We start from the raw sequence: 15010 nt of genomic DNA, 5'->3' as shown, positions 1-15010 counted from the left end.
GTGTCTGATTCACTCGCCACGAGCGAAACTCGGCTTCAGTTCGATGGGTGGTCTGCCGTGTACGATGAGCAGCCCAACCCCATGCTCGCGCTCGAAACCAGAATACTGAAACCGCTCCTTCCCTCCATTCGAGGGTGCTCTGTACTGGACCTCGGTTGTGGAACGGGCCGCTGGTCGGCTGTGCTTGCTGCACGCGAAGCCAGTGCCATCGTTGGAATCGACAGCTCCGCACAAATGTTATCGCGCGCTGCCATACATGTTGGATGCTCTGCATATCTGTTACTTGCGGACGCTACCGCCATGCCTCTCAGGTCCCATCGCTTCGATATCGCGATCGGGTCATTTATGGTCAGCCATGTCCAGAATCTGGAAAAGGTGCTCATCGAAGTATGGCGCGTCCTGCGTCCTGGTGCGGAGTTCTTCATCTCCGATATTCATCCCGAAACCTCAAACCTCCTGCAGTGGAAACGGGGCTTCATCTCTGGCGCTCGGGAGGTATCGCTGCCAACAGTGTCTCGCAGCATCACCGAGCTTGAAACGGAGACTCGCCGTTGTGGCTTCGAGATATCAGCTAGAATCGAGCCTCTCTTTGGAACGCCGGAACGTGAGATTTTACGGAGAGCAGGCAAGGCAGACGTAATCCGCAGTTGTTCCGGTAGGCCGCCGATCTATATCCTGCGCCTTCGCAAGCCTGCGATAGCTGCACCTGTGGTCAGGACGAGCAAGCTCCGCGACTCCTTCCGACTGTCCGGAGGCGATGTCGCGTTCTCTAGCAACGTAGCCAGACCTTGCAGCGTTTCCATATCACGCGGACGTATTCAGCAGATCACGCACTCGTCCTCCAGGCTGCGAGCGGACATCGATCTGTCCGGGTATTTACTCCTTCCCGGGCTCATCAACGCTCACGATCATCTCGACTTTGCACTATTCCCTAGGATGGGGAATGGACCCTACTCCAGCGCTTCCGAGTGGGCCAAAGACATTCACAATCAATTCGCAGACGAGATTGCCACGCAGCGTAAAGTGCCTCGTTCCGTTCGTCTGTGGTGGGGAGCAATCCGTAACCTGCTCGCCGGAGTAACCACTGTTTGTCATCACAATCCATATGAGCCCGACTTCAGCGATCCTGAGTTTCCCGTTCGCGTGCTGCGCGATTATCGCTGGGCGCATTCTCTTTTTTTCGAAGAAGACGTGTTCGAACGGTTTCAGTCCGGCTCACCGGACACTCCCTTCATCATCCATCTGGGAGAAGGCACCACGTCTCGCTGCCGTCGAGAACTCGCACTACTTAGTTCCCTAGGAGCTCTCAATTCCTCTACCGTCGTTGTACATGGACTTGCCCTAGACCAACGCGATGCTTCGTTGTTGAATTACCGTCGTGCGGCACTCATATGGTGTCCAAGCTCCGCCGACTTCCTTTTTCGGTATCCGCAAGACGCCGACTTCATCCGCTCAATCCAGCGGGTTGCGCTCGGCACCGATTCGCCGCTCACCGCAAACGGCGATTTGCTCGACGAACTAAACTTCGCCCATCAACGGATGGGTTTTTCGGCGCCGGAACTATTCCGGAACGTCACACTCTTTTCCTCCGACGTTTTGAAACTGAGCGACGGCGAAGGCTCCCTTCTTGAAGGCGCGATTGCCGATCTTGTCGCAATCAGGAATCGCGGACTCTCCCCGGCCGAGTCCCTGATTCGATCCAGCTTCCGTGAGGTGGAACTAGTCCTGCTCGGGGGAAGAATCCAGCTGCTTTCGACGACTCTGCACGACCGCATGCCTCGCGAATTAACGTCCAAATTGGAAGCTGTTGAGATTGAAGGCACAGTCCGTTGGGTCAGGGCACCAATGCAGCGTTTGCTGGACGAAGCGCACAAAATCCTTGGCCCGACCGTCAGCATAGCTGGGAAAAGGGTTTGCCATGGCTACTGCTGAAGAAGCTAGGGTTGGTTCCGAAGCCGTAAGCGACATTACAACGCTTCCTATCTTGATCCTGAACTTGCACGGCAGGTGTAACTGCCGCTGCACAATGTGCGATATATGGAAGCGCACCGAGTCCCACGAACTCTCGCTACAGACCCTTCACGGTCTGCGCGACGATCTGCAACGACTGAAGGTCAAATGGGTTGTGCTGACAGGCGGAGAGCCCTTGATGCACTCCGATTTCCCTTCCGTGTGCACGTTCCTCAAGTCTCTGGGCATCAGGATCACGCTGCTAACTTCCGGTTTGCTCCTTGAGCGGCATTGCAAATCCGTTTGCGATCATGTCGACGATTGCATCATCTCGCTAGACGGTCCCTCCGCAATTCATGACCAGATCCGTGGAGTGCCGGGCGCTTGCGACCGTATTCAGCGCGCAACCAACGTGATTCGCGGGCTCCGTCCGGACTTTACAATGTCCGCCCGAACCACTGTTCAGAAATCCAACTTCGACCATCTTCGCGACACGGTTGCCACCGCGCAATCACTCGGGCTGGCAAGTATCTCTTTTCTTGCGGCAGATGTTACCTCGACGGCCTTCAACCGCAACCTCGTGTGGCCTGTTCAACGCCAGAATGAAATCGCTCTCGACAGCAGGCAAGTCAGCACCTTGGAAACGGAAATCGAATCTCTGATTGTTGAGCGCGCACTTGAGATTGATTCAGGCTACATTCGAGAATCGCCGGACAAACTGCGTAGAATCGCTCGGCACTTCCGAGCGCTCATCGAGGGTGCGCTCCCTCCGGCGCCCATCTGCAACGCGCCTTGGATATCAGCAGTTCTCGAAACAGACGGAGTTGTGCGTCCATGTTTCTTTCACGAACAGATCGGGGACATTAACCAGCATTCTCTGCAAGAAGTTCTCAATAAACCTGCAGCAGTAGATTTTCGGAAGGCTCTCGATGTAACTCACAATCCCATCTGCCGTCGATGTGTCTGCTCCTTGAATTACAAGGATTAATACGGAGGCGGTTCAGGATCGTACGGCTTGCCGTGTTTGTTGCTATGCTCGGGCTGGAACTTCGGTGATTCCTTAACGTGAATTGTGCCTACCTTAATGTTGGATTCGCCAACTTCCAACATACGAGTAAGTCTGGCAAGTTCAGCGTCCTCCGCCCGCTCGTACCACACCTGCAATCGATATTTCCCCGGCGGCACATTCTCAATCCTCACTTGCCCATCCTTGCGGGTCACGTCGAAGTAGTTTGTGTCCAACGCAAGGACATATGCACTCATGTTCGGATGAATGTTGCAGAATATGAACGACACGCCCGGTTTATCAAAGAGAACCTCGCGCGAAGAGCCCGCCTCATACAGGCCCAAATCGAACTTCTTTCCCTGGTACAACGAGAAAACGTTGTGGAAGAAAGGGTCCTTATTCGGAAACTGGATCTTTGTCCCTATCGGCACCGCCAGAACATGCGGGATGAACTGCTTGTCTTTTTGGCTGATGGTGAACTTGGCATTTGGGACTGGCTTTGCTTCCTTGCCGCCCTCTAACGGTGTCAACCAGACCACCGCGTTGCTGTTGTCGCCAATAGCATCGTGATGTACATGATCGATATCGATATGGGTCGCCACGACTATTCCCTGTGCCGAGGCGAAGAGCGTCGCACATAGGAAAAGCGCAGAATTCGAAAGCAGCTTAAGCACCCTCAAAAACTTACCCCCGCCCCCACATTGACCTGATCAGCCGAATTCCCCGCACCCGTATACCGCCACGTCCACAGTTTGCGATACTCCACGCTCAACAGCAAATTCGATTTGGGACGATACACTGCGTTCACGAAACCTACTCTGTTTCTGGCAAAAAGCGATGAGTACTCACTCGTCAGTTGCGGTGCCCACCGCAGATCATAGGCGAGAACATTATCCTGCCCACCCGCCACATTGAACTCCAACTTGGGGTGTACCTTCACCTTGACCTGCGACCAACCGCCGATTGAATTCAACGGCTTCATATTTGTCGACTGAGCATCTGGATCGCCGTCGTAGGCCACAGACTGCCATACCGCCCCTCCAAGCCCTCCGGTCGCTTGCCCGCGATACGCCTCTCCGCTCCACGACAGGAACTTGAACAGAGGAAGGTCCCAATACGCCGTGCCAGCCCATGCATCCGCACTTCTGCCAAACGAATACCTTTGTCGCCCTGAGAATCCGCCAAGCCCTACCACCATCGGCTGGCCATATCTCGTTCCATGCCATCCCGCGGTCAACTCGAATGCGGGTCGCCTGGAAAGTTCTGCTGCATTGGGTCCGACGAACTGTGAAGAAGACGGGATATCCTCTGTCGTTGGTGCTGCCAACCCGCCGCTGATTGAAAAGTAGCTCGAATCCGAGGTTCGAATCCTCTTTTCTCCGATCACTTGCGGCGTCCATACCCAGAGATTCCCTGCCCAGGAGAATCCCGGTTCGGCTATCGTGGCAAACGTTGTTGGTGATAGCGGCGAAATAATCGGCGTTTCCTGGCCGAACATCAGGGACGTTGTCTCCCAGTCGATCCGACCGCTTGCCTGCCTCAAACGCAAGATGCCCATGGTCGTGCCATAAGGACGTTGCGGGAATCCTCCCGCCAAATCAATGCTGATATTCGCGCTCGATCGCCCGCCCGCCAGCGTAGGGCCAATCACCTGCGCTCCGAATATCGATTGCCGTAACGTAGCGCCCACACTCCCTGGTCCGTCACGAAACGCCCGGTTCGCGAGATCCGGATGGTCCGCCGCGCCCCGATTGCTGTATGCGTTCATCAGGATGAACCCGGACAGTTTTACGCGATACTTGGAAGTGCTCTCGACTTTCGTCTGCTGTTGTTCCGCCACTTGCGATCTCAGCAGCGAAAACGTACCTCCGTCCGAATAGTCGCTGTCGGCGGTCATCTGGTGCGGCTGATCTACGGCAGACGGATAGCTTTCCTTGGTATGCGGCGAAGCGTCGGCCTCTCCCTGCTCCTCTGCAGACGAGTTCTCCAATCGTGCAATCCGCTGCTCCGCTACGGCCAGTCGCTGCCGAGTCTCAGTCAGTTCAGAACGCAATTGGACGATCATCTCCGTCAGTTCGGCACTCGCGACTTTCTCCTTTGTCTGAGCCAATCCGTCGACTGTGCTCAACCCGAGACAGAACAATATCGCCATAACACCAATAGAGCGGCGGATGCATGTAGATGGCCGACTCATACAAACTCCTTGTTCTACATAACTGCGCTGGCGGGAGCCGTTCTTTCGGGCGCAGACCTACGTGGAAGACGAACCAGAAAGGTTGTGCCTTCTGAGGAGGTGCTCTCCAGCACGACCTCGCCCGAGTGATCTCTTATGATTTTCGTCGCGATGGTCAGGCCCAGCCCAGTGCCATTATTTTTTCCGGCACTCACGAACGGTTCAAACATCGACACCTTCACTGCGTCTGGAATGCCATGGCCGTTGTCCGTGATCCGACACTCTAGCGTGTCTCCCACGCTTTTGATGTCGACGGAAACCATTCCCGACTTGGCCGATGTCGCTTCATAGGCATTAAGTAGAAGATTGAAGAACGCTCTCTGAAGCTTCTGCGCATCAAACATACCTCGCGTATCGCACGAAGAAGTGATGTCGATCTGCTGCTGCCGAAAGTCTGGATTCGCTTTTAGCGAGTCCCGCGCGCGCACCACAATTTGCTGGAGTTCATCTTCAGCAAGGGACAAGGTGCTGCGTTCGCGCGAAATTTCAACTAAAGAATCGATCAGCACGGTCATCTGGTCGGAAGCACGTTGAATCTCGCGGTAAAGGTCGTCACGGTCAGAATCCGGCCCTTTTGAATCGTGGAGGAACTCGGCGTTAGCCACGAGTGCAGCCAGATGATGCCGAAGGTCGTGGGAGATAGAACCCGCCGCTCTTCCCAGTGCCGCGAGCCTTTCCGCTTCGATCTGCCTCTGCTGAGACTCCACAAGATCCCTTCGCATGGAAACGAAGGCAGAACCCAACTCCTTTACCTCAACGCTGCCTTTGAGTTCCACCCTGTAGTTAGGGTCGCCACTCGCCAACGCCTTCACCGCCGCGACCAGCTTTTCCAAGGGGCGGGTGATCGCACTGGATATGACACGCAGAAGAGCCGCACCCAGCAGGGCAACCATTAATGCAAGCACGAGGATGGTAATGTTCAGTCGCGAGAGAAACGCGTACGTCTCTTCCAGCGGAATGAGCATATAACAGCGCACCGTTGCCTTGGAGCCGGTTTGCAAAACAATGGACGCTGTTTCGAATCGCCTATTTCCGATCCTGATTTCGCGCGGAACTGAATCCCGCTCGCCGGACTGATTTCGCAAAACATCCTTCAAGCCAGCCCGATCTGAAGATGACAGCGTCGTAGCCAAAATGGAGTCACCGACGCCGAGCACCACTTCCGTGCCAGTAAGCCTGCCGATTTCCTGCGCGACTGCATCATTGATTCGCAATCCAAGGACAATTGTTCCCAATGCCTGCTGGTCTTTGCCCGATCCTGCCGTTACCTGCTGGCTCACAATCCTGTAAAGCCCGCTTTCGTCGTACCACCATGATTCCGGCTCTTCAGCGCTGCGGACTGCCAGAATCCGATTCGCCGACTCAGTGCCAAGATTCGCTACCGATGCGTGGACCGCCATCGGTACGCCGGCTGTATCGCCGAGAATGAGCAGATCCGTGCCCGAGAGTTTCCAAAATTCAGCAGAGGCATCCTGGATCGTAGTCGGATGCTTCGTTGCCAACACCGCCTTGAGTGTCGGTAGCTCCGCCATCATGGACGCCGTTCTGAGGAGGCTTGCAAATTGCTGCTCTTGAAGCCGGTCGAAAGCATGAACAGAGCTCGCGACAGCATCCAGCGTCTGCCGTCTCACTTCCGTTTGAACGCTGTGCCGCAGGACAAGCAGGCTCACAATCGTCAGCACGGAAAGAACGGCAATCATGACGATCACGAGTTGGCTTTGCAGACGAAGTCGCACGTGCGCCGCCTAGTTGTTCACGTTGATGTAATAGCGCATCTGGATAGCCCAGCAGCTGGACGGGACATAGGAATGTCTTAGAGATTACGGGTATTTGACAGCTTTGGGCAACTGCGAAGGACTTTTATGCGAATAAATTGCAAACTGTTTACAATTCGCCATTTGTACGCAGTGGGCACGACCGGACGATATTAAAGAATATCGCCTTTCCACACAGATTGCGGAGTTGCAGTCGATACAAAGAGCGTGAATGCCCGCAATTGGTTACGCTAAATTTCACGATAAAGTTTTTTCGTTTGAGTTTGTAACCTATCCGGCTCGTAGACCCTCCGTTGCGGTGAGAGGAGCGATCCAATGTCACGTACTGGAATCGTCTACACCGTTGCGCTCGCAATTTGCTGCGCCGTCGTCTTTGTTGGGAAACAACCTGTCGCTTCATCACCTCGGCATAATCAGCACTTAAATGAATTCGACCGCGCGATTCTGGCGAATGTCCAATCCGCCATTACGGAAGGCCGTGAAACGTTTCGCTTCGATACTTTTGGAGATGAAGAGTTTTGGGGAGATACGCTTCAACTGCATAAAGCGATTGAAGGTGCCCGGTTTGGAGGAATTGGCTCGGGCGTAAGTCCGCGCACAGCATTGGCGCTCGGCCTGAAAGTTGATGTCGACGCTCTCCCTGAAGCACTCCAGCAACAACTAAAGAAGGGCCAGGTAGATGTCGATGATCCGGCTGTCACCCTCGCTTTGTTGAAACTGAACGCGGTGATTGGCGTCACAGGAATCTTCAATGCCGATGGCTCTCTGAAGTCCACGGGGATTCAGTGTGCAATGTGTCACTCCACTGTGGACAATTCGATGGCTCCCGGCATTGGCCATCGACTGGATGGATGGGCCAACCGTGACCTGAACGTTGGTGCGATTGTTGCGGCAGCTCCCAACTTGCAGCCGGTTGCCGATCTCCTTAAAACCGATGTCGCTACGGTTCGTGCGGTGCTGAACAGTTGGGGACCGGGAAAGTTCGATGCTGGCCTTTTAATGGACGGAAAAGCGTTCAATCCGCAGCAGGTATCGAACGGGGTAGTGACCGGCACGAACGTGTCCGCCGCCACACTGATTCCGCCCGCTTTTGGATTGGCTGGCGTGAACCTCCACACATGGACTGGCTGGGGTTCGGTGACGCACTGGAACGCTTTCGTTGCGAACCTGGAGATGCATGGCAAGGGCACCTTTTTCGATCCACGACTTGATAATGCGACGCAGTTCCCGATTGCTGCGGCAAATGGCTTTGGCCACGTTAGAAACAATCCTGATCTCATAACATCCAAATTGCCTGCTCTGCACCAGTATCAATTGGCAATTCCTGCGCCCGCACCTCCGGACGGCAGCTTTGACAAAACTGCTGCGGAGCGCGGTGACAAGGTCTTCAGCGGTAAAGGCCAATGCAGCACCTGCCACGTGGAGCCGATCTGGACGGAGCCCGGTTGGAATCTTCACAAACCAAGCGACGTTTGCGTCGATAGCTTCCAGGCGGATCGTGCACCGGACCGCGGATACCGGACTGCGCCACTCAATGGGCTATGGACACATCAGAAAGGAGGGTTCTATCACGACGGTAGGTTCGCGACTTTAAACGCGGTTGTAGACCATTACGACAAATGCATGAGCTTGGGATTGTCGGCGCAGGACAAATTGGATTTGGTGGAATATTTGAAATCGTTGCCGAATGAAGACGAACAGTGATGCGTGACAGATACTCGGGGCGAAGCGAACTCGCCCCGAGTAATCTCTTGCGCTGACATTGGCGGGGCCGCAGATCGTGGACGGCCCACGCCCATCAGTTCCCTACGGTTGCGGTTCGACGGCTGTAACCACAAGGGTTTTTCCCTTCAACTCACCGGATACAATCACCTTCTTCCCAGCCAGGCCACTGAGTTGGTCTTCCTTTCCTTGGACCGGAATTGCTTTTCCATCTGAAACGATTACGTACTTTGCGCCATGCTTGATGCACTCCCGCACGCAGTCCCCGTTGGGTTTGCCGGGCATCATGTGCTTCTTCGTGCACATATCGTCGGTGAGAACGCCGGTCAACTTAGTCTGCGCGCCGAACGCGGAGAGTGTGAATGCGATTACGAGGGCGGGTGTCACGAATATATTCATTCTCATTGCTTGGCTCCGTTCATTCTTATTGTTATTCCGCATGTACCAGTTCCTGCGCCTGCACTTTGCATGCGAGCGCGGGTTTTACTTCCCAGTTCCACTTCCAGATTGCAAAAACTGGTGGATAGACAATCAGTTCCATGATGAAGCTGGTTACGATGCCGCCGATCATGGGGGCTGCGATTCGTTTCATCACGTCAGCACCTGCGCCGTTGGACCACATGATTGGTAGCAGTCCAAACAGCATGCAGGCTACAGTCATAACTTTCGGACGCAGGCGCTTCACTGCGCCATGTACGATTGCTTCGCGGAGATCGTCCCAACTGTTCAGGCGACCTTTATTGCGAGCGTCTTTGTAAGCGAGATCGAGATACAGCAGCATGAAGACTGCAGTCTCGGCATCGACGCCAAGAAGAGCAATCAGCCCCACCCAGACTGCGACACTCATGTTGTAACCAAGCCAGTACATCAGCCAGACCGCACCAATGGCCGAGAATGGGACAGCGAGCAGGATGATGCTGGTCTTTACTGCTGATCCCGTATTGGCGTAGAGCAGCAGAAAGACGATGAACAACGTGATCGGCAGCACGAGTTTCAGGCGCTCCTTCACGCGTTGCATTGACTCGAACTGTCCGCTCCAGGTGAGTTGGTATCCGGTGGGCACCTTCACTTTGTCAGAGACGATTCGGCGTGCCTCATCGACGTAGCTGCCGACGTCGCGGCCTGAAACATCGACATAGACATAGCCGCTGAGACGACCATTCTCGTCGCGAATCATGCCCGGACCCGTCTTCATCGAAATGGTCGCAATCTGGCCGAGGGGTATTTGTGCGCCTCCAGGAGTAGTGACGAGGACGCGCTCCAGTGTCTGAATGTCGCTGCGGTAGTCGCGGAAGTATCGGACATTCACCGGGTAGCGTTCGCGGCCCTCAATCGTTGTGGTGACGGGTTCTCCGCCGACGGCGGAAATCAAGACCATCTGCGCGTCATCGACCGACAACCCATACCGAGCCAGTTGATCGCGCTTGAGATCGAAGTCCAGGAAGTAGCCGCCAGTCGTGCGCTCGGCAAAGACGCTCGCCGTTCCAGGAACATCTTTCAGTGCCTGCTCGATGTCCCGGCCAATTTTCTCGATTTCCTTGAGATCAGAGCCAAGTACTTTGATACCGACCGGTGTCCGGATGCCAGTCGTCAGCATGTCGATACGTGCTTTGATCGGCATCGTCCAGGCGTTCGCGACACCGGGAAACGTGACTGCTTCGTTCAAGCCACCCGGACCGTAGATCAGTTCGTCGGTGGTCTTGTGATCAGGCCAAAAACGGCGAAGAATACGCTGCGTCCACTCTGGAGCGTGATCGGAATACCAGCGCTTGCGCTTCGGCCACTGATCGTGCGGCTTTAGGACAATCGTAGTTTCCATCATCGAGTAAGGCGCCGGGTCCGTAGCGCTTTCAGCGCGACCAGCCTTACCAAAGACCCGCTCGACTTCCGGGAAGCTACTGAGCGCCTTGTCTTGCTGCTGAAGGATCCGGGTGGCTTCCGAAACGGAGATGCCAGGCAGCGTTGTCGGCATGTAGAGCAAGGTGCCTTCATCGAGCGGAGGCATGAACTCTGAGCCGAGCTTGTTAAATACGGGGATTGTAGCGACCATCAGGAGAATGGCAGCGGCGATTGTCAACCAACGCCACTCCAATACAAACTCGACGACCGGGTGGTACAACTTCATTAATGGCCGGCTGATGGGATGGTTCTCTTCAGTGTGAATCTTGCCGACGAGCAAAGCATTCGTAATGCGAGCCAGCCACTTCGGACGGAAGTTGTACTCCTTCACGTGTGTGAAGAGAAGGCGCATGGCTGGATCGAGAGTAATAGCCAAAACAGCCGCGATCGCCATCGCAAAATTTTTCGTAAATGCCAGTGGCTTGAAGAGTCGTCCTTCTTGAGCCTCAAGCGCGAAGACTGGCAGGAACGAGACAGCAATCACCAGCAGCGCGAAGAAGCTTGGACCGCCAACTTCCTTCACGGCTGAAACGACTACGTCCTTGTAGTCGCCCTTGCGGCCTTCTGCCTCCCAATGCTCCAGTTTTTTGTGTGTCTGCTCGACGACAACGACTGCGGCGTCCACCATGGCTCCGATAGCAACGGCGATTCCGCCCAGCGACATGATGTTGGCCGTCATTCCTGACAGCTGCATCGGGATGAATGCCAGAATCACCGTGATCGGAATCGTGATGATCGGGATTGCGGCGCTGGGGAAATGCCAGAGGAACACCAGGATAACCAGGCTGACGATGATCAACTCTTCAATGAGAGTGTGAGTCAGGTTGTCGATGGAGCGATCGATCAATTCGGAGCGATCGTACGTCGGAACGAGCTTAAGGCCCGGCGGGAATGAAGGTTGGACTTCGGCGATTTTTGCCTTCACGCGCTCAATTACCTTTTCCGCATTCTCTCCGAAGCGCATGATGACCACTCCGCCGACTACCTCGCCCTTTCCATCCAGATCCGCAACACCGCGTCGCATCTCAGGACCGAACGTCACGCTCGCCAAATCTTTTACCCGAACAGGAGTGCCCGATTGCGGATTTGTCATTACGACGATGTTGCGGATGTCGTCGAGCGACTTGATGTATCCCTTGCCGCGCACCATGTACTCACGACCTGAGAACTCGACCAACCGGGCCCCCACTTCGTTGTTCGACTTCTGGATGGCCTCCGAGACCATGTTGATCGGGATCTTGTAGGCGAGCAGGCGATTGGGGTCGATGTTGACCTGATATTCGCGAACGAAACCGCCGACAGGAACCACCTCGGCGACACCCGGAACGGATTGAAGTGCATAGCGGAGGTACCAGTCCTGGTAGCTGCGCATCTGGTCCAAGCTGTACTTGCCCGACTCATCGACGAGTGCGTACTGGTATACCCACCCAACGGCAGTCGCGTCTTTCGCAAGTTCGACATTGACGCCTTTCGGCAGCCGAGGCGTGACGGAATTGAGGTATTCAAGCGTGCGGGAACGCGCCCAATAAATATCCGTCCCCTCATCGAAGACAATGTAGATATACGAGAAACCGAAGTCGGAGAAGCCGCGGATATCCTTCACCTTCGGCATTCCCAGAAGTGCCGACGTGATTGGGTATGTGACCTGGTCCTCGATGATGTCGGGGCTGCGGTCCCACTTCGCAAAGACGATTACCTGCGTATCGCTAAGGTCGGGGATAGCATCCAGCTTGGTGTTGCGCAGGGAGTGCCAGCCCAACACCGTGGCAACAGCTACAAGCATGAGGACCAAGAACTTGTGGTGGGCACTGAACTCGATAATTCTGTTAATCATTGTTCATCTCCTCAGTGCTGGTGCTCGTCGCCGGAACCAAATTTCATGCGGCTCTCGGAATCGAGCAGGAAGTTGCCGGAACTGACGATCGCTTCTCCCTTCTCCAGGCCAAACTCAATGATGGTTTGGCCATCCACCGTCGGCCCGACATTCACCTGGCGAGGCTCGAACTTGCCGTCGTCGTGGACGACAAACACGGTTTGCATGGTGCCGCTATTCAATACAGCGCCCTCGGGCACCACCACATGTTTGCCGTAGCGGATCTCCAGTTCCACATCGGCGAACATGTTCGGCTTCAGCATCAGGCCGGTATTCGGCACGTCAATGCGCACCTTGGCCGTATGTGTTTGCGGATCAAGAGTTGGATAGTTGTACGTGACGCGACCGGAGAAGGTCTTTCCCGGAACATAACTCAGCTTAATGTTCGCGGGCTGTCCGACTTTCACATAAGGCAGTTCCGATTCATAGACGTCCGCAGTTACCCACACACGCGAGAGGTCGGTAATGGTGTAAATGTCGGAATCACCATTAACCGCGACGTGCGGAAACGCCTTGCGATCGGTCACGTAACCTGTAACGGGCGAATAGACGGTAATGGTGCGATTCACCTGACCTGTCTGATCAAGGCGTTGAATCTGGGCCTCAGTGAGGTCCCACAGCTCCAGCCGCTGACGAGCTGATTCGAGCAGCGACTGGGAGTTATGAGCGACATCCATGTAGGACGAGGAGCCGAGCTGTTGCTGGCCTCGCTTGGCGATTAGGTATTCTTCCTGGGTTGCGACCAGATCGGGACTATAGATGGTGAAGAGCGGCTGTCCCTTCTTCACCATTTGGCCGACGAAATCGACGTACACATTCTCAATCCAGCCGGGCGTTTTTACGTGAACGTGCGCGATTCGCGTCTCGTCAGGAACCACCTGGCCCGAAGTACGCAGGGTCCGGGTGACCACCTTTTCTTCCACCGGTGCTGTACGGATGCCGAGGATACGCTGCCTTTCGGGAGTGACCTTGATCATCCCGTTCTCGACACCACCCTGTCCTTCGTACATCGGCACCAGATCCATACCGCAATCGGGAGCAGTGCCGGGCTTGTCAGACCGGTAGTTCGGGTGCATCGGGTCGTACCAATAGAGAACTTTGCGACTGTCTGCGTGTTGCGCGGTTGTTGTGGAAGCCTGGCCGGCATGGGATGGCTGTGCGCTCGATGGGATCAATCCGCGGCCGAAAATGAGCACTGCGGCAACTCCGACGACAATGAGCACGGCGGCCACACGAACGACTTTGCGAACGTTGCTATTCATTACTTTGCCTCCTTGCTGACCTGCGTCAGGTCGCCTGTCAGCGCCTCGATCCGCGCCAAAGCTGTTTCGTAATCCGCGAGCTGGCGGTAATAGTCGATCTGGTATCCGTTGATCGTGGTGAAGTTCGTTACGACGGTGAGGAAGTCCACTGTTCCGACGGCGTAGGAAGACTCCGCCGATTGGAGCGCAAGTTCTGCCTGTGGAATGATGGCGTTTTGATAGAGGTCGAGCATCTTGTTCGCGTTCTGAGCCATTGCGTACATCTGCTTTACTTCGTACTCCAACTCCAATTTCCGCGATGCGCGACTCTTCTCCGCTGAATCGAGCTCCAGCTTGGCCTGCTCCACACCCTCGCGCTGCTTCGACTTGTAGAAGATTGGTATATTGAGCGAGAACTGCAGGCCGTACATGTCGGCCATGCCCGGGCGTTGCTGGTACATGTAGCCGACCGAGAGATCGGGAATGTATTCCTTGCGGGCCATGTTGATCGCAACCTTGCTCCGCTCAACGATGCTTTGCTCCTTCTGGAGCATTGGGTCGTTAATCTCTGCGATTGCGGCCAGTGCGGCGAATGTAGGGAGCGCACTCTTGCCTACGTCTGCAGCGGGTGGAAGGGCCGATTCAGGATCGCGATTCATGAGAGTGTTCAGCCGGGCTACTGCGGTCTCACGCTGCTGTTGGAGCGAAACGGACTGTTGAAGCAACATCGAAACCTCAACATGCGCCCGCAACACATCCGACTGCATCGCCTTGCCGACCTTGTAACGGGCTTCTGAGATGTCGGCCAACTGCTCTAGTCGAGCCTTGTTTCGGTTCGTAATCTCAAGCGCTTTGCCGTAGTAGAAGTAGTCGTAGTAAGCCGCTTTCGCGTCGGCGGTCAGTCGACGTCTCACGGCAAGCTGATCGGCTTCAGTTGCAGTTACTTCCTTGCGAGCCATCTCGCGTCGCAACTCGCGCTTGCCGCCGAGTGGAATCATCTGCATCGCGGTTATGCCGCGATAGCTTGAGGGATCCATCTCCATTGTCTTGAATGGAACGGCACTTCCCATGTACGACACCGATAGAGTTGGATCGGGCAAGGCTCCGGCCTGCACCACTCGACGCTGTCGAGCTTCAACAAGACGCTGCGCATTGGAAATCGCCGGGTTCTGAGCTTGGACCTGACTGACGACCTCATCGAGTGTCAGGACCGGTGCACTGCTTTGCGGAGGCGGACCACTGACGGACGCCTGCTGTGCGCCGGCCAATGCCGCCGCGAGCAGCAAAAACAACACTGATTTCGTAAACATG

10 protein-coding genes are annotated in these 15010 nt (G+C 55.3%); 3 read left to right on the top strand and 7 right to left on the bottom strand.

What is annotated here, in order from left to right:
* On the top strand, positions 1 to 1932 hold the full coding sequence (locus VN577_07605) for a methyltransferase domain-containing protein (protein ID HWR14679.1): 1932 nt from the start codon (positions 1 to 3) through the stop codon (positions 1930 to 1932).
* A complete protein-coding gene (locus VN577_07600) occupies positions 1919 to 2938 on the top strand; it encodes a radical SAM protein (GenBank protein ID HWR14678.1) in 1020 nt (339 codons plus the stop codon). The genes VN577_07605 and VN577_07600 overlap by 14 nt, the downstream gene beginning before the upstream one ends.
* Here the strand turns inward: VN577_07600 and VN577_07595 are convergent.
* The 3 genes from VN577_07595 to VN577_07585 all read right to left on the bottom strand — a co-directional run bounded on the left by VN577_07595 (position 2935) and on the right by VN577_07585 (position 6925).
* A complete protein-coding gene (locus VN577_07595) occupies positions 2935 to 3558 on the bottom strand; it encodes a hypothetical protein (protein ID HWR14677.1) in 624 nt (207 codons plus the stop codon). The two genes, VN577_07600 and VN577_07595, sit on opposite strands and share 4 nt — an antisense overlap.
* A gap of 74 nt (positions 3559 to 3632) precedes the next feature.
* Positions 3633 to 5150 (bottom strand): hypothetical protein, encoded by a 1518-nt coding sequence (locus tag VN577_07590; protein ID HWR14676.1) that lies wholly within the window; start codon positions 5148 to 5150, stop codon positions 3633 to 3635.
* Between the two features lie 14 nt (positions 5151 to 5164).
* Entirely contained in the window at positions 5165 to 6925 is a 1761-nt protein-coding gene (locus VN577_07585) for an ATP-binding protein (protein HWR14675.1), read from the bottom strand.
* Between the two features lie 354 nt (positions 6926 to 7279).
* Between VN577_07585 and VN577_07580 the strand changes: the two genes are divergently transcribed.
* Positions 7280 to 8668 (top strand): hypothetical protein, encoded by a 1389-nt coding sequence (locus VN577_07580; protein HWR14674.1) that lies wholly within the window; start codon positions 7280 to 7282, stop codon positions 8666 to 8668.
* A 102-nt stretch (positions 8669 to 8770) separates the two neighbouring features.
* Here VN577_07580 and VN577_07575 read toward each other — a convergent pair whose 3' ends face one another.
* The 4 genes from VN577_07575 to VN577_07560 are packed head-to-tail and all read right to left on the bottom strand — an operon-like array spanning position 8771 to position 15009.
* Positions 8771 to 9091, bottom strand: coding sequence for a hypothetical protein (locus tag VN577_07575; GenBank protein HWR14673.1), 321 nt, complete (start codon positions 9089 to 9091; stop codon positions 8771 to 8773).
* A 25-nt stretch (positions 9092 to 9116) separates the two neighbouring features.
* On the bottom strand, positions 9117 to 12419 hold the full coding sequence (locus tag VN577_07570) for a CusA/CzcA family heavy metal efflux RND transporter (GenBank protein ID HWR14672.1): 3303 nt from the start codon (positions 12417 to 12419) through the stop codon (positions 9117 to 9119).
* 11 nt (positions 12420 to 12430) lie between these two features.
* Entirely contained in the window at positions 12431 to 13720 is a 1290-nt protein-coding gene (locus VN577_07565; protein HWR14671.1) for an efflux RND transporter periplasmic adaptor subunit, read from the bottom strand.
* Positions 13720 to 15009, bottom strand: coding sequence for a TolC family protein (locus VN577_07560; GenBank protein HWR14670.1), 1290 nt, complete (start codon positions 15007 to 15009; stop codon positions 13720 to 13722). Before VN577_07560 ends, VN577_07565 begins: the two co-directional genes overlap by 1 nt.
* Position 15010 lies beyond the last annotated feature (1 nt).

The sequence above is a fragment of the Terriglobales bacterium genome (assembly GCA_035561515.1).
In the GTDB taxonomy this organism is placed as follows: domain Bacteria; phylum Acidobacteriota; class Terriglobia; order Terriglobales; family Acidobacteriaceae; genus DATMXP01.
This window is presented reverse-complemented; position numbering and strand designations above follow the sequence as displayed.